Annotated in this window: 17 protein-coding genes; 7 read left to right on the top strand and 10 right to left on the bottom strand. The window is 42.7% G+C overall.

All coding sequences use genetic code 11. The features are described from left to right. Nucleotides 1-6 precede the first annotated feature (6 nt). From gspG to gspE, 3 genes are read right to left on the bottom strand one after another with little or no spacing between them, the layout of a single operon-like run. On the bottom strand, nt 7-447 hold the full coding sequence (gene gspG / locus QQL66_RS11690; RefSeq protein WP_284381571.1) for a type II secretion system major pseudopilin GspG: 441 nt from the start codon (nt 445-447) through the stop codon (nt 7-9). A gap of 47 nt (nt 448-494) precedes the next feature. Beyond that, nucleotides 495-1,718 (bottom strand): type II secretion system inner membrane protein GspF, encoded by a 1,224-nt coding sequence (gene gspF / locus QQL66_RS11685; RefSeq protein ID WP_284381570.1) that lies wholly within the window; start codon nt 1,716-1,718, stop codon nt 495-497. 11 nt (nt 1,719-1,729) lie between these two features. Continuing rightward, nucleotides 1,730-3,256, bottom strand: coding sequence for a type II secretion system ATPase GspE (gene gspE, locus QQL66_RS11680; RefSeq protein ID WP_431356913.1), 1,527 nt, complete (start codon nt 3,254-3,256; stop codon nt 1,730-1,732). Between the two features lie 269 nt (nt 3,257-3,525). Between gspE and QQL66_RS11675 the strand changes: the two genes are divergently transcribed. Beyond that, complete coding sequence (locus QQL66_RS11675) at nt 3,526-4,182, top strand: hypothetical protein (protein WP_284381568.1); 657 nt, start codon at nt 3,526-3,528, stop codon at nt 4,180-4,182. Nucleotides 4,183-4,214: 32 nt separating this feature from the next. On the opposite strand, the gene QQL66_RS11670 is transcribed toward QQL66_RS11675, so the two are convergent. Next, complete coding sequence (locus QQL66_RS11670; RefSeq protein ID WP_284381567.1) at nt 4,215-5,132, bottom strand: putative 2-dehydropantoate 2-reductase; 918 nt, start codon at nt 5,130-5,132, stop codon at nt 4,215-4,217. 108 nt (nt 5,133-5,240) lie between these two features. Between QQL66_RS11670 and QQL66_RS11665 the strand changes: the two genes are divergently transcribed. Further along, on the top strand, nt 5,241-5,393 hold the full coding sequence (locus QQL66_RS11665) for a hypothetical protein (protein WP_284381566.1): 153 nt from the start codon (nt 5,241-5,243) through the stop codon (nt 5,391-5,393). Here QQL66_RS11665 and QQL66_RS11660 read toward each other — a convergent pair. The 4 genes from QQL66_RS11660 to QQL66_RS11645 form a co-directional block, all read right to left on the bottom strand. Next, on the bottom strand, nt 5,390-5,818 hold the full coding sequence (locus tag QQL66_RS11660) for an arsenate reductase ArsC (protein ID WP_284381565.1): 429 nt from the start codon (nt 5,816-5,818) through the stop codon (nt 5,390-5,392). The genes QQL66_RS11665 and QQL66_RS11660 overlap by 4 nt on opposite strands. 91 nt (nt 5,819-5,909) lie before the next feature. After that, nucleotides 5,910-6,338, bottom strand: a complete 429-nt coding sequence (locus tag QQL66_RS11655; protein WP_284381563.1) for a secondary thiamine-phosphate synthase enzyme YjbQ — start codon at nt 6,336-6,338, stop codon at nt 5,910-5,912. Nucleotides 6,339-6,409: 71 nt separating this feature from the next. Next, nucleotides 6,410-7,498, bottom strand: coding sequence for a rhomboid family intramembrane serine protease (locus QQL66_RS11650; RefSeq protein WP_284381561.1), 1,089 nt, complete (start codon nt 7,496-7,498; stop codon nt 6,410-6,412). Between the two features lie 138 nt (nt 7,499-7,636). After that, entirely contained in the window at nt 7,637-8,251 is a 615-nt protein-coding gene (locus QQL66_RS11645) for a riboflavin synthase subunit alpha (RefSeq protein ID WP_284381560.1), read from the bottom strand. Nucleotides 8,252-8,458: 207 nt separating this feature from the next. Between QQL66_RS11645 and trmA the strand changes: the two genes are divergently transcribed. Next, nucleotides 8,459-9,547, top strand: coding sequence for a tRNA (uridine(54)-C5)-methyltransferase TrmA (gene trmA / locus QQL66_RS11640; RefSeq protein WP_284381559.1), 1,089 nt, complete (start codon nt 8,459-8,461; stop codon nt 9,545-9,547). A 63-nt stretch (nt 9,548-9,610) separates the two neighbouring features. On the opposite strand, the gene QQL66_RS11635 is transcribed toward trmA, so the two are convergent. After that, nucleotides 9,611-10,153, bottom strand: coding sequence for a DUF2058 domain-containing protein (locus QQL66_RS11635; protein WP_284381558.1), 543 nt, complete (start codon nt 10,151-10,153; stop codon nt 9,611-9,613). Nucleotides 10,154-10,292: 139 nt separating this feature from the next. Further along, entirely contained in the window at nt 10,293-11,879 is a 1,587-nt protein-coding gene (locus tag QQL66_RS11630; RefSeq protein WP_284381557.1) for a fatty acyl-CoA reductase, read from the bottom strand. A 540-nt stretch (nt 11,880-12,419) separates the two neighbouring features. Between QQL66_RS11630 and QQL66_RS11625 the strand changes: the two genes are divergently transcribed. The 4 genes from QQL66_RS11625 (at nt 12,420) to msrB (ending at nt 15,468) form a co-directional block, all read left to right on the top strand. Then, nucleotides 12,420-12,698, top strand: a complete 279-nt coding sequence (locus QQL66_RS11625) for a hypothetical protein (RefSeq protein WP_284381555.1) — start codon at nt 12,420-12,422, stop codon at nt 12,696-12,698. Between the two features lie 13 nt (nt 12,699-12,711). Further along, a complete protein-coding gene (locus tag QQL66_RS11620) occupies nt 12,712-13,314 on the top strand; it encodes a glutathione S-transferase N-terminal domain-containing protein (protein WP_284381553.1) in 603 nt (200 codons plus the stop codon). A 187-nt stretch (nt 13,315-13,501) separates the two neighbouring features. Beyond that, nucleotides 13,502-14,140 carry a GTP cyclohydrolase I FolE gene (gene folE / locus QQL66_RS11615; protein WP_284381552.1) on the top strand — a complete coding sequence of 213 codons (639 nt, stop codon included), beginning with the start codon at nt 13,502-13,504 and terminating at the stop codon, nt 14,138-14,140. Between the two features lie 200 nt (nt 14,141-14,340). Next, nucleotides 14,341-15,468: a peptide-methionine (R)-S-oxide reductase MsrB gene (msrB, locus tag QQL66_RS11610; protein ID WP_284381549.1), complete on the top strand. Its 1,128-nt coding sequence runs from the start codon at nt 14,341-14,343 to the stop codon at nt 15,466-15,468. Nucleotides 15,469-15,514: the final 46 nt, after the last annotated feature.

Below are 15,514 nucleotides of genomic sequence, written 5' to 3'. Positions count from 1 at the left end.
AATAAATTACTCGTCCCAAACACTCAGGTCGCCTGCATGGTCTTCCCCGCCTTCACGAGCATCTGAACCAAAAGTGAAAACATCATATGGTTTGCTGTCTGCAGGGCTGATGTACTGGTATTCGTTGCCCCAAGGGTCTTTAGGTAGTTTTGGCAAGTAGCCGTCTTTATTCCAGTTTTTTGGCTCAGGGAAGCCAGTTGGCTTATTAACTAAAGCTTCTAAACCTTGCTCGGTTGTTGGGTAGGTAAAATTATCCAGCTTATAAATATCTAACGCATTGGATATGGCCTTTAGATCAGACTTCGCAACAGTGACTCGGGCCTCATCACTTCGACCAAGAATATTAGGCGCCACGGCAGCAATCAATGTTGCCAAAATTACAAGTACCACCAAAATCTCGATTAAGGTAAAACCTGTTTGTTGCTTTGAAATTCCTATGCGAGTCATACTCAGTCCTTCTTTACTAATAGTAATAATCAAATGTAGATTTTGTGCTAGTTCACAAGCGTGTTCATAGACATTAATGGCATCATAATGGCCATCACGATCACCATTACAATCCCTCCCATAAACAGCAACATAAGCGGTTCGAAAAGCCCAACTAATGTAGAAATAAGAGATTCCAATTCTCTTTCCTGTTGTTCAGCGGTTCTCTTTAGCATGTTTTCCAACTCACCCGAGGTTTCGCCACTTGCAACCATGTATAACATTAGAGGCGGAAAACGTCCGGTTTGTTCCAAAGCTCTTTTTAAACTGGAACCTTCTCTGACTTTTTCTGAAGTAACCGTGATCGCTTCCCGAAGCACTCGATTCTGCATTACTTCAGAACTGATTGATAACGATTCAACCAGAGGTACACCACTAGACGTTAATATGCTTAATGTACTAGTAAAACGAGAAATGTCAGCGCCCTGTACTATTCGTTTTATCAAAGGCAGTTTCAGAAGTACTTGATGAACTTTTCGTTCGAAGCCTTCACTCTTGGACATCTGAAATTTGATCATGAATATAATTAGAACAAGAACGATTGCCAGATATTGACCGTAAGCCATGATCCAATCACTAACGACAATCAAGCCATTAGTCAGTGGCGGCAATTCTTGTTTAGATGTATCAAATACTTCAACTATGTCAGGAACAACGGTTGTAAGAAGGAAAACAACAACACCGATTGCAACCAGGCTTAGAATAACCGGGTAAATAGCGGCCATCTTAATCTTTCTGACGGCCATTTGTTGTCGTTCAACATAGTCAGCAAGACTTTCTAATACAGAATCCAAATGACCGGAGTGCTCACCAGCAGCAACTGTCGAGCGATACAATTTAGGAAAGGCACCAGGGTACTCAGCCAATGCGTTAGCTAAGCTATGACCTTCGAGAACCTTAGAACGAATGGCAAGCATCATTGACTTGATGCTTGGTTTTGGACTCTGATGCGCAACCGCATTAAGCACCTCTTCGAGAGGTAAACCAGACTGAACCAATGTCGCCATCTGTCGAGTTAGAAGAGACAAATCAGGGGTTGAAATACTTCCCCGACCGCTAAAAGAAAAAGAAAGTCCCAAGCCACCTTTTTTCTCTTTCGCCTGTTCAACGCTGAGCGGTGTAAAGCCTTTATCACGAAGAGACTGACGTACCTGCCTTGGGCTATCACCCTCAAGTACCCCTTTTTTCTCTTTGCCTGTAGGATCAAGCGCTACGTAGTCAAATGCTGCCATTGAAATACAACCTAATCTTCCCTGGTCACTCGTAGAACTTCTTCAACGGTAGTAATACCTTGAAGTGCTTTTTCCATGCCATCCTGACGAATACTCGGGGTTAAAGTCCGAGCATGATGATTCATCTCAGATTCTCCAGCACAGGAATGGATCTGGTGCCTCATCTCTTCATCAATATGTATCAACTCATAAATACCCTGACGACCCCGGTAACCACTCTGATTGCAATGGTCACAGCCTTTAGGGTGGTAAAGAACAACAGGTTTTTCCGGTGCTTTGATACCTAGTAGTTCAATCGTAACGTCATCGGCTTCGTACGGTTCTTTACAGTGCGGACATAGCGTTCGAACCAAGCGCTGGGCTAATACACCTAACAAACTGCTGGAAATCAGGAAGGGCTCTACGCCCATATCCTGTAGACGTGTAACAGCACCGACAGCAGTGTTGGTGTGCAAGGTGGATAACACCAAGTGACCCGTTAACGATGCCTGAACCGCGATCTCAGCCGTTTCCCTATCACGAATCTCACCAATCATCACCACATCCGGGTCCTGACGGAGAATGGCTCTCAAGCCACGAGCAAAGGTCATATCGACTTTCGTGTTCACTTGCGTCTGGCCAATACCAGGCAAGTTATATTCTATCGGATCTTCAACGGTAAGAATGTTTCGGGTCTGATCATTAATGTCTGATAACGCAGCATACAAGGTCGTTGTTTTACCGGAACCGGTTGGGCCGGTAACCAAAATAATACCGTGAGGCTTGTTAACCAACTCCCGCATTAGTTTAAAGTCGCGATCGACCATCCCTAAATGCGATAAATCCAGTCGAGTGGCATTTTTATCGAGAAGACGAAGTACAACACGCTCGCCATTAGACGCAGGCATTGTCGATACACGAACATCAACTTCCCGACCTGCAATTCTTAGAGAAATCCTGCCGTCCTGTGGAATCCGCTTTTCAGCAATATCCAGCTTCGCCATAACCTTGATACGTGAGACAAGCAAAGGGGCCAACTGACGTTTTGGTTGAACGATTTCTCGCAGGACACCATCAATACGAAATCTTACCGTTAAGTTTCGTTCGAAGGTTTCAATATGAATATCAGACGCATTCTCTTTGATTGCTTCGGTCAAAATAGCATTAATCAGTCGAATGATCGGTGCGTCGTCTTCTTGCTCTAGCAAATCTTCACTTTCAGGCACTGAATCAGCCAGTGACTCAAGATTCATATCATCGCCGATGCCTTCAACCATTTGCATGGCATCACTGGACTGATTTTGATAGTGCTCAGCTAGAAGCCCTTCAAACTCGTCATCACTAATTTCTTCAACATCAAAAGCACAATTGAGAATCCGCTGTACTTCTGTGAATGCTGAAAGAGATGCATCCCCTTTGATGTACAGTGTTGGATTTCTTCCTTCGCGAATATCAAGAACAACACCGTGCTTTTTTGCAAAACCATAAGGAAGCCGATCTTGGCCGGTAATTAAAGCCGGAGACACCATAGGCGTGATAGAGGAGTCTGTAGAGTTCATTAAACCATCCGTTGCTGAATAAACTGCCCATCAAAGCTGACGTAAGATATTAGATAAAAATAATGACAAAAAGACCATATCTTTGCAGTTGATTCAGAAATATACTTTTAAAACTACGCAGTTATTGTTGATTATTATAATTCATGGGACTCTAGCAGATGCCCTAAATGAGTACAACGATGTTATCCATTTATGGATCATCTAATACACGGATGTATGGATACTGATCGTTTCTGGACTTATATTGACCGCAAAATTGAGGTTGTTGGATGAAACCGAAACACTTGCCACTGAGCGAAGAATATTTAAACGACTATTGGAAACTTCGCGACAGTTATATGAATGACCTAAAAAGTGATCGGGAGCTCACTCGTGAGAACCGAAAACGCATCGCCATTTATGTCTTACGAAAACTGCTCTGGTCGTTTGGTTTTTTCCCAATATTTCTGGCGGTCTGGATTCCCCTGTTGCTGTCCCATTTCAATCTTGTTGTTTTCTCACAACAGCTGATCGAATTATTTACCAGTTTTCTAGCTCAATCCCCTAACCTTCAGGCTGCAACAAGTGAAAGCATATTTATTGCTTGGGCATCCATTGGTTGCATGTTTATGGTGTTTGATCTTGTGCTGACACCTTATCGCTCTCCCTATGAAGAGCAAGCCGATGCTTACATGAAGGCACGCTACATGATGATTTCAGAAATGGTAGACTCCAAGAACACAGCAACCGGAGCGGTTCACACCTCTGATCAGGAAGTTGCTGACCATGACTTACGACCAGTCTACGAATGCGAAGATGATGTCGACGAAGAGATGATCACCTCATCTCATATTTCAATTGGTGAACCAAAAGAAAACAGAACACAAAAAACTTCAAAAAGTGACGTTCTAATAAGCCCAGAAACATTGGGGCAGAACGCACATTAAAAGCCTCATAATGAGGCTTTAACTTTTCACAATTAGCCATGATCCATATAGGAAAGCAGCTGACTCAACATGGTGGTTTGAGGCATTGCTACCCCCTTGGATTTGGCTGACTGAATTACCGAATCATAAATTGCCTGGATTTCCATAGGGCGACAGTTCTCAAAATCCCCTTTCATACTAGGAAAATACGGTGACATTCCATCGGTTAATTCCATTAATTTGACTGCAAACGCATCATTCAGCTCACAACCATGTGCTTTTGCAGCCGCGATAACTTCCATCATAATCGAATGAATTAATGCACGGCTTTTGGGATCGTCCAACATTTCTTTAGTAGTGGCATCTAATATTACCGACAACCCATTAAAGGGGACGTTCCAAACCAACTTTTCCCAACGAGCCTGTTCCAAAGAATCAGATGTTTGAGTAGGAATTCCTGCGTCAGTAAAGAGTTCCACGACTCGTTGCAAGGACTCGTCATCAGCACCAGCAAAACGAATACTTCCAAAATCCTGATGCTGAATAACACCTGGTTTTATTTTCTGAGAGCAGATGAAACACAAACCACCAAGCACCTTATTATCAGGAAACTCATCTTCTAATGCTTGCTCCAAACCATAACCGTTTTGCAAGGAACAGATGATCGTCGATTCACCAACTACAGACTTCAGAATCCCGCTTAATGCTTTGTTTGCGGTTGTTTTCAAAGTAATCAACACCACGTCACAGATAGGCATATCCGAGGCATTACTATAGACATTTACGTCTTTGAGATGGATATCATCAGACTTAAGTGACTCAATGGTTAACCCTTGAGCCTTGATAACATCAGCATCGGACCGAGCCAAAAAGTGCACTTCATTTCCCGCTGCAGCCAGTTTGGCACCGTAATATCCTCCCACGGCTCCCGTACCAATTATCGCTATACGATTAATACCTTTTACCGACATAAATGAAATCCCTGTAAGTTATCGACGAATAGTGGCTATTTTGGTTGTTGTCTCTGTATTTTTCCAGCTAGGATTTGATGTAATTAATTTTAGAAATGGATTCAAACCATGAATGAGCCCACCAGAAAAGCATCAGACCTCAGAAAAATATTAGAGTTAATTTCTGCGATGAACCGAGTCTATGAGCTCAGAGATCAAACTGCACCAACAGATCTCATGCAACATCTAAAGCGCAGCGAAGATCAGCAGAAACTGCACTAAATAACTGATAATCTTGACTTCAAATTTTCAACCTTGAACTTGATCTGGTCTCTGATTTTGTCAAAGTCAGCCTCACCAAGATGCTTTGGATCAGGAATTTCCCAGTCAAGATATTCGGAGGCTTCAATATCCGGGCAATAGTCGCCGCACCCCATGGTAATGGCTAAATCAAAGCTTTTAGTCGGTAACGATGAGACTTCTTTCGAAGAGTGAGTGTTAAGGTCATACCCTGCTCTCTGCATTGATTCAATGGCTTTTGGATTCACTACACCGGATGGTTTGGAACCGCTGCTGTATGAATCACACAGATCGGACAATAAGCTTTTGGCAAAGGCCTCTGCGATCTGGCTTCTGCAAGAGTTTTCTACACAAAGAAAAAGAACCTTTTTTGATGGTTGTTTCAATACATTATCAAGCACTTTCATTCCCTTACTCTTTCCTTAATAACTAAAATCAATCTAGACGCTAAAATTAGTCATTTCAAAAAAGGAATGGTTCCTGTTTAGGCCAACAAGGCTAATTAAGCTCTCCCTGAACCGTTACCAGGATTCGCCTTGCGCCACCATGATCACGATGCTCTCCCAGATAAATCCCCTGCCAAGTACCAAGCGCGAGCTGCCCATTCGAAATTGGAATATTCAAAGATGGCCCAACCAAAACCATTTTCAAATGCGCAGGCATATCATCAGGCCCTTCATAGGTGTGTTTGAAGTAAGGAGCCCCTTCTGGAACTAGAACATTGAAGTGAGCTTCCATATCTGTACGAACAGTCGGATCACAATTCTCATTAATGGTAAGTGACGCAGACGTATGCTGGATAAATAAATTGGCCATCCCCAGTTGATATTGACTCAGGATTGGTGAAAGCGAACCTAGCAGCTCTTCGGTGATTAGATGAAACCCACGACGCTTTGGCGCCAAGGTGAGTTCTATTTGACTCCACATACCCACAACTCTGATTAAATTCAAAAAAACGGTCAACAAGCTAATAAAACAAGAGCGTTAGAAATCCCCTCCTAACGCTTAATTCGAACACTTTCTTCTGCCAATAATCGAACCACCGGGTTCGTCCGATAGATATAGGATTTCAGTAAAACGCCGACACCTAACCCAACAGCAAATCCGCCAATATGAGCCCAATAGTCTACGCCTCGTCCACCTACAAACATCGCGAACAAGTTGTCCAAGACAAGCCAAATGGCAAAGTACCATGCAGCAGAAAGTTTCTTTTGATAAACGAAAAACATGAAGGTCAAACTGGCATATCTAAACCACACTAGGTACATACCAAAAAGCGCAGCAATTGCACCGCTGGCACCAACACTCTGAATCGGACTTCCCCAGTTCATAGCCACACTTATCAGGCTCGATGCTATTCCACAAATAAGATAGATAATCAGGAAACGAACACGGCCAAGAACATCTTCAAGGTTATCACCGATAACGTACAAGAAGTACATATTGCCAGCGAGATGCAGCAGATCACCGTGCAGAAATATGGCAGTTAGAGGTGTCCATAACTCACGCCCCTCCGCCAGATCGAGAGGACGACTGGCAAATTGCTCAAAAACACTGGCAGCCATACCTGGCTGAAGACCATAAATAGCAAAAATTAAACAATTCAGCAGCACTAAGCCCCATGTTATTACGGGCTTTCGATGGGGTTTAATATTATATTCAACAGGAAAGCGAAGTAAGGCTTGGAATAACCAGGTTTTAACAGACACCTTTTTATTGAGTTCATCAAGCCCAGCCCTGATCTGAGGCGAATGTTCAACTTTCTCTAACTCCTCTCGGTCAACCCAGACTCCATTGCAGCTGCGGCAAATATCCACTTCAACATCATAGTCTTTTAAGAGCTGATACTTATGCAATGTCGAGGAGCAATCGGGGCATTTCAACTTAGAAGGACCGTTAGATGCGCCTAAAAGCGACGCATAATCGGACGCATCTTCACCGTTATCGACTTTGGAAATCAGGCTATTCAATTCACCACGCTCAAACCATATCCCGCCGCATGATCGGCATATATCCAGCTCTTCTTCGTGGTAATGAGTTGCATCGAGCTGCTCCTGGCGACAGTGAGGACAATATTTAACTGTCATATGAAAATACTCACCTCAACAACGACATTCGAGACGGGCACAAGAAACTCCTTTTTCTTTAATGATGTATTAATTAGATCGAGCGGTGTTGGCTTATGCCATACACAACCAGATATCTCATATACAGATAAATTATGGCTATACAGATCGCTCAGCCAAATATCGTTCAACCGTATCCACAATGGTTTGTGTTGACGGATCGATCTCCAGATTGATCTTATCCCCTACCTTGGCATCACCAAAGGTAGTTACTTGAAGTGTTTCAGGAATCAGATGAATTGAAAAACGCCCCTGCTCAACCTCTTCTCCAATGGTCAAACTGCATCCATTTAAAGACACAAAGCCTTTCGGCATTAGATATTTGCCCCATTTAGGATCAGCTTGTAAATAAATAGCAGTATTCGTTGCTGTTTCACGAATCTCAGTAATCTCAACCGTATCGCAAATATGACCGGAAACCACATGTCCCCCAATTTCATCCCCATAGGCGGCAGCACGTTCAATATTCACCTTATCTCCAACGTTTAACTCGCCTAGGTTTGTTAGTCGCAAGGTTTCATCAATGATGTCGAAATGCACTCTGACGCCATCAATCTTAACTACCGTCAGGCACACACCGTTGTTCGCGACACTGGCACCAATCTTAAGACCTTCGACTAACGTCTCAGTCAGCTCTACTACAGTTCGGCGTAATTGATCTTTATCGATGATCTCAACGACAGGGAATTTATTCGCTACGATTCCAGTAAACATATGCTGATCCTTCCTATAACTGACGGTTTAATCGTTTAACTAACACGTTATCTTAGAAATCTGGGGGCTGTATAAGTGATATTGAGGTCGTATACATGATATTGAGTAAGTATCAAAGGCGCGTATAATAGCACGCCTCATTGAATCTGCGATCATCCGCGTTGCGTTCTCCTTTGAATTAACCCTCTGATAAATCAGGTACACCTTATGCCGACTTCTGCTGTTGCCCCCGAAAACTATGACGCTCTTCTCGAGGAAAAAGCCAAGTCAGTTCAAGCCATGTTCAACACTCTTTATCAAGGTGAATTTGATATTATCCCGTCGCAACCAACTGGTTTCAGAATGCGGGCCGAGTTCAAGGTGTGGCATCAGGGCGACGACCTTTACTATGTAATGTACAAAAAAGGTGAACCTAAAAAGCCCTATCGCGTAGATGAGTTTTTGATTGCAGATCAACAAATCCAATCACTGATGCCAGCCTTACTTTCTGCGGTGAAGGACAAGCCAACACTTAGAAAAAAACTATTCCAGGTAGAGTTCCTTACTACACTATCAGGCCAGAAACTTATTACTCTTATCTATCATCGTCAGTTAGATGATAAGTGGATCGAAGAAGCAAAAGCCCTGGAAGCACAACTTGATGTAATGGTCATTGGCCGTGCCCGAAAACAACACATCGTTCTAACACAGGACTATGTGGAAGAAGAATTAACTATTTTTGATGAGCGCTACACCTACAAACAAATCGAAGGCGGTTTTACCCAACCTAACGCAAAAGTAAATCAGCAGATGATTATGTGGGCGTGTGATCGGGCCAACAGCATTGAAGGTGACTTATTAGAACTGTACTGCGGTAACGGTAACTTCACCCTTCCGCTGAGTAAGTGTGCAAATAAAGTACTGGCGACTGAAATTTCAAAGACCAGTGTAAGAGCCGCTGAGTACAATATTGAAAAGAACGAATGTACGAATATTCGCGTGGCCCGACTATCGAGCGAAGAATTCACTGACGTTTCAAACAAAACAAAAGAAACGCGCCGCTTGCCTCAAGAAGAGCTGGCAACCTATAACTTTTCAAGTGTCTTTGTTGACCCTCCGAGAGCAGGTTTAGACGATGGAACACGCGACCTAGTCAGCAACTATGATCACATCATTTATATATCGTGTAACCCTGAAACTCTGAAACGCGATCTGGAAAGCCTTTCCGGCACGCATGAAATTCAACGCATGGCGATGTTTGATCAGTTCCCATACACTGATCACGCCGAGTGCGGTGCGTTCCTGAAACGTCGCTAATCGAAAATGCACCTGGTCCAAATAAAGAAGGAGTGCAAGAGCACTCCTTTTTACATTCTGCAATTACCACATTAAATCATCTGGAATTTGGTAATCTGCGTACCAATCTTCTTCATCTTCCGTTAACGCCTGTTTATCGTTTTGAACAATGATTCGAGACTCATCTCGCTGAGCAATTTTTTCTGCCACAGGCGCAGGCACCACTTCGTACTGATCACCTAATTTGACAATACACAACCGGCCTTTCACCAGCTGCTCAATAACATCATCAGACAAGTAGATGGTTTTAACTTTTTTACCATCTGGAAAGTTATAGCCTGTCCCCTCTGGATTTTTAGCTATTGCGTTACTTTGCGTCAACTGTTTGATCTGAGCAGCAATAGCTTTCTTTTCCGCTTTTTCTTTTTGTTGAGCGTTCAGCTCTTTATCTTTTTGAGCCTTGGCTTCGCGCGCTTTCTCTGCGGCCATTTTAGCCTCATCAACCACTTCAGCGCCGCCGTGACGTGCTTCTTTGTGCTTCTGATAGGTATCTTTTTTTGCTTTCTTAACTTGCTTTTCAGACACCAAGCCTGCTTTCAGCAATTGATCTTTTAATGATCCAGACATAATTCACCAAATAAGGACGATAAAAATCAGGCGATGAGGATAAGATTAATTCTCTGAAATTTGAACCTTTAAAGGATAAAAATTCTGGCATAAAAAAGCCCCGGCTCGACGGCCAGGGCTTCTATCAGGACTTCAATAATTAGCTAGCAGCTTTGACGCTCTTTTTAGCCGTCGCCTTTGCCTTATTAGAATGCATACTCTTCACTTGAGCCGTTTGAGGCTTATTTGAAGCATCTGCGCTTGATTTCTTCTCAATCAAAGCATATTCCTCAAGGCCAGCTAAATGAATCTTACCGAAGTATTGTTTCCAATCGATCAGTTTAGAATCAACTGCATAATCTTCGTCATCTGCTACACCTAACTCTTCAGCCAAAGCCAACAACTTACCATTATGGAACTTGTATTTAGGCTGCGAATAGAAAGCAAATACTGTAGACAGTTTTGCAGCAGTATCAATGTTCTTATGGAAGCCCCATTTCTCATCGTGTAGACCTAAAATAGAACGTGCACGCTGAGCAAAGTCCAAAGGAAGCTGTACTGCTCTCATTGCATTGTCAAATGCAGCTTGAGGCGCAAGAGGGAAATAATCAGCAGGACGCTTACCTCTGAACAGTTTTGGATACGCTTCAAAGTTTGCAGTCCCTTCATCCACCATGTAATCACGTAACTGACCGATACGCGCTGGGTTTGAACCGCTGCTACAACTTTGGTAAATATTACACTGGTTAGGCGACTTGAAGGTCTTCGCCATGGCAAGAACGATAGAATTAGCTACCAAGTCAGCTGGGATGATATCGATCACTGCATTTGAATCACCAGGGAACATAGCAATCTTGCCACGCGCATAAGCAAAGATGATTGCGTCTGCAACTTTAACACCTTCAATCCAGCCAGGCTGTGGGCCCAACAGGGTACTTTCGATGATCGCAGGACGAACAATCGCTAACGATTTATTGTACAAACGCTCCATCAGAAGCTGCTCACCCATCCACTTTGTGAAAGTGTAAGTGTCATTCCAGCCGTATTTGTGAGCTTCTTCGATCCCCAGATCAACCAACATTTTTGAAAGCTGTTCTTTAGACTTCGCTTTCTCTTTAACCTTGGATATTTTCTTCTTAAGCTTCTGAACAATATCATGAATCAGATATTGGCCCTTCTCATTACGAGGGAATGGACGACCTGCTGGTGGCTTGGTTTCTTCATAGATATCACCAGTATTAAAACCATGTACATAACAGGTAGAGATTTGCACGACCGGTAAATCACCTGCTTCAGAGAGTTCAAGCAAGTTGTTTAAGCACAGAGTGTTAATCGTTAATGCTTTGTCCAGCTCTTCGCGGAAGTTAACACTCGCAGCCGAATTAACGATCATATCTAATTTATCAGCTAACGCCTGAAAATCGTCGTCGCCCATGCCAAATTTCGGCTCTGTAATTTCACCAGCCACCACATGAACTTTTTCTTCACAAAGATCATCAAACGCAGCTGCATCTTGTGAGCGCATATGATTGAAAACCGTTGAGCTTTGAATTTCAGATTCAAATCGCTCACGAATAGAAGAATACTTCTTGCTACCACGAACAAGCAGATAAATACCACCAATATCAGGATTGGTACGTAATAGCTTCTCAAGCAATACCTTACCCAGGAAGCCAGTACACCCTGTGATTAGAATATGTTTACCAGCAAGCTGCTGGTTAATAACCGTAGATTTCGTTCCCATCATCGTTCCCTTTAATTTAAATTTCGAATTCTTTTCTGTCGTCCACTGAAGTTTTGTAACTTTTCGTAAATAAAAGCACTTTGAATGTCGCTATTCAATGACAAAGTTACGACAATCCTTTGAATTTTGACCCCGTAAACACTTAGAGTATTTGCACTAACACGCACTCATTTTGGTCAGTAAAATCACGGTTTTGGGCAATCCGAAACTAGAGTAATTACTTAAATTTCATCCATGCTCTGACAACTTCGAAAATCCTATATTTAACGACTAAAACACCGGATACTTCTCACTGACGTATTTCATATCAGCTTGCTAAAGCGCCCCGTTTTAGCACTGTACATTTATTGAGCAAACTGAGATAAGGCAAATATTAGTTGAGCAAAAGATCTAACGCCAAAGAAACGGGTTACTATCAGATAGTTAGAAACGTCATATCGTAAAAGTTGAACTTTTCTGACTTTTTAGAACTCAGGGATTAATCTTGATCATGGAAGATTATAGGGCGACAATTAATCTCTTACTTACTAACTTAGAGTCACTATGAAAGCCTTTTTAAGACGCCTGTTCAGCCCTCTTCTTTCAGCATTTGAAAGCGGTAACGAGCCTTACACCTATAAACCATTAAACCGCAAGATCCTTCTTTTTATCAGCAGTATTTTTTTATTTTTGGGATCTTTGGTTTGTTTCCTGATCCCATCCGAAGCAGATAAAGGATATTACATCCCGGTAGTGGTTTTTGGCTCATTGGGGTTCGTTGGTTTGGTTATCGGCCTTATTGGTAATGACCGTGCGGTTGCCAAGATTTGGAATAACAAATAGAGAAGGAATCACGATGGAACTCATCGCTTCACTCACCAGCCCATTCGCTAGGAAAATTCGAGTAATTCTTGAAGAAAAGCAGTTGCCTTACATCTTACATGAATCCATCCCATGGGATGCAGATACCGATGTAGGCAATTACAACCCGCTTGGAAAAGTACCTGCTTTGGTTGATGGGGGTAAGACTTGGATTGACTCAGCCGTTATTGCCGAGTTTCTTGAAACTAAAGAATCCGAGCTTTCACTGATCCCTAAAGATCCTTTAAAAGCCGTTGAGGTAAAACACGCTGAAGCCTTGGCAGACGGAATCTGTGAAGCAGCCATCAACATATTTCTTGAGCGTAAAAGAGCCCCAGAGCTTCAAAGCCAGGCATGGATCGAACGCCAGCAAGGCAAAATTAACAATGGCTTAAAATACTTAAACGATCTTATAGGTCAGAAAGAATTCATTTGTCATAACACCTATTCTTTAGGTGATATCGCCGTTGTTTGTCTAATGGAATGGTATTCTTTCCGCTTGCCCGAGCACGATTGGGAACTGGAATATCCTGAACTTGCTCGATACTGCAATCACCTTGGTGAACGCGTTGCGTTCCAAAGTACACGCCCTGAATAAGCACAAAATTGTGGAGTTGTGTAAATCCAACTCCACCTTCCTTTCTTTTCTTAGTTGTCATTCCTCACAAATAACCTAGGATATTTGTCAGAATTATTAGAATTTTGTGAGAAATTTGTTAAAGTTGCCGCCTATTTTCGTATTCCAGCCGACTGTCATTAAAATCACCTACTAAACGGGAGTTCCTATGTTGTCAGAAGAAGCAAGACGTGTTCGAAAAGCACTTGAAGAAAAAGGCTTAGAAACGCCTCTTGTTGACACCGGGTTAACGAACGAACAAAAGTACGAGCGAATCAAATCATTGATGACAGAGGTGGTCGGCACCTTAGGTCTCGATCTTAGCGATGACAGTCTGATCGAAACCCCTCACCGCATTGCCAAGATGTATGTTGACGAAGTGTTTTCCGGCCTTGATTACGCATCATTTCCTAAGATGGCTTTGATCGACAACAAAATGTCTGTCGATGAAATGATCAAAGTACAAGACATCAGCCTGACCTCTACCTGCGAACATCATTTTGTTGTAATTGACGGTACTGCGAAGGTTGCGTACATCCCAAAAGACAAAATCATTGGGCTGTCGAAGATTAATCGAATTGTTCAATTCTTCGCTCAACGACCACAAGTGCAAGAACGCCTGACACAACAAGTTCTGATCGCGTTGCAAACATTACTAGAGACAGATGACGTAGCAGTCACCATCAATGCCACACATTACTGCGTTAAAGCTCGTGGCGTTAGAGATGTTAACTCCTCTACGGTAACAACGTCACTGGGTGGTTCGTTCAAGAGTAACGCAACAACACGTTCTGAGTTTCTTCAATAAAAGAAACTCATTCCTCTTACCTTACAGCCATACGCCAAAGTAGTTGCAACCTTTTTTAGTTGCTCTTGTCCTACCTGTTAAGTCACCAAAGCAATTTATGCGTGAATGATCTATGTATCAACATCACAGCACAGAGTGACGCGACTCTCTATTAGATAGCGATTAGGTAGTCATCCTTCTGGGATGAACAGGAGAAAACAATGAAAAAAGCACTGGCAGTATTCGCAGCCCTTTTGCTGTCGATTCCTCTTTGGGTTCTTTCATCAGAGAACCCCGGCTCTCAACCAACCCAAACCTCGACCGTTAAAGTAGCTACATTAGCCGGCGGCTGTTTTTGGTGTACAGAATCTGATCTTGAAAAACTGGATGGCGTAATTAATGTTATCTCTGGCTATGCCGGGGGTCATGTAGATAACCCAACCTACAAGCAGGTTTCCTCAGGAACAACCGGACACATTGAATCTATTCAGGTAACGTACGACCCCACCAAAGTAAGCTACTCCGACATCCTTGATTATTTCTGGCGCCACATTGATCCAACCGATCCTAAAGGCTCATTTGTTGATCGAGGCCCACAGTATCGCCCTGCTATTTTCTACCATGATGAACAACAACTGGCTCAAGCAAAAGCATCCATTGCACAACTCGACAGCATCAAGGTCTATGATAAGCCTGTTCAAACAGAACTCATCAAATTCACCAAGTTTTGGCCTGCTGAAGAGTACCACCAGGATTACTACAAAACTAATCCACTGAGATACAAATATTACCGCTATCGTTCAGGGCGTGATCAGTTTTTAGATAACGTTTGGGGAAGCGACCGAATTGAGAACCCTAAAACCGTTGCCGACATAGCCTCGATGAAGGAAAAGGTGTATTCCAAACCTTCTGATGAAGACCTTAAAAAACGTCTTACCCCGCTACAATACGAAGTAACACAAGAAGAAGGCACAGAACGACCATTTCAAAATGAATATTGGAATAACAAAGCTGACGGTATCTATGTAGATATTGTAAGTGGTGAACCATTGTTTTCATCCACCGCAAAATACAAATCAGGCACAGGCTGGCCAAGCTTTTATCAGCCGATTGATCCTAAATTTGTTATAGAGAAAACAGACTTCAAATTGGTATTCCCTCGTACTGAGGTACGTAGTAAATATGGTGACTCTCATTTAGGGCATGTTTTTGAAGACGGGCCAGCACCTACCGGTCTCAGATACTGTATTAACTCAGCTGCGCTTCGCTTTATTCCAATAGATAAAATGTCAGAGGAAGGCTACAAAGACTATCTAACCTTGTTTGAATCCGTGGCGTCATCTCACTGAGGATAACCACAATGTCCGGATATCCAACTTGTGCAGATATCCAATT

It is taken from the genome of Litoribrevibacter albus (genome assembly GCF_030159995.1).
Classification (GTDB): domain Bacteria; phylum Pseudomonadota; class Gammaproteobacteria; order Pseudomonadales; family Litoribrevibacteraceae; genus Litoribrevibacter; species Litoribrevibacter albus.
This window is presented reverse-complemented; position numbering and strand designations above follow the sequence as displayed.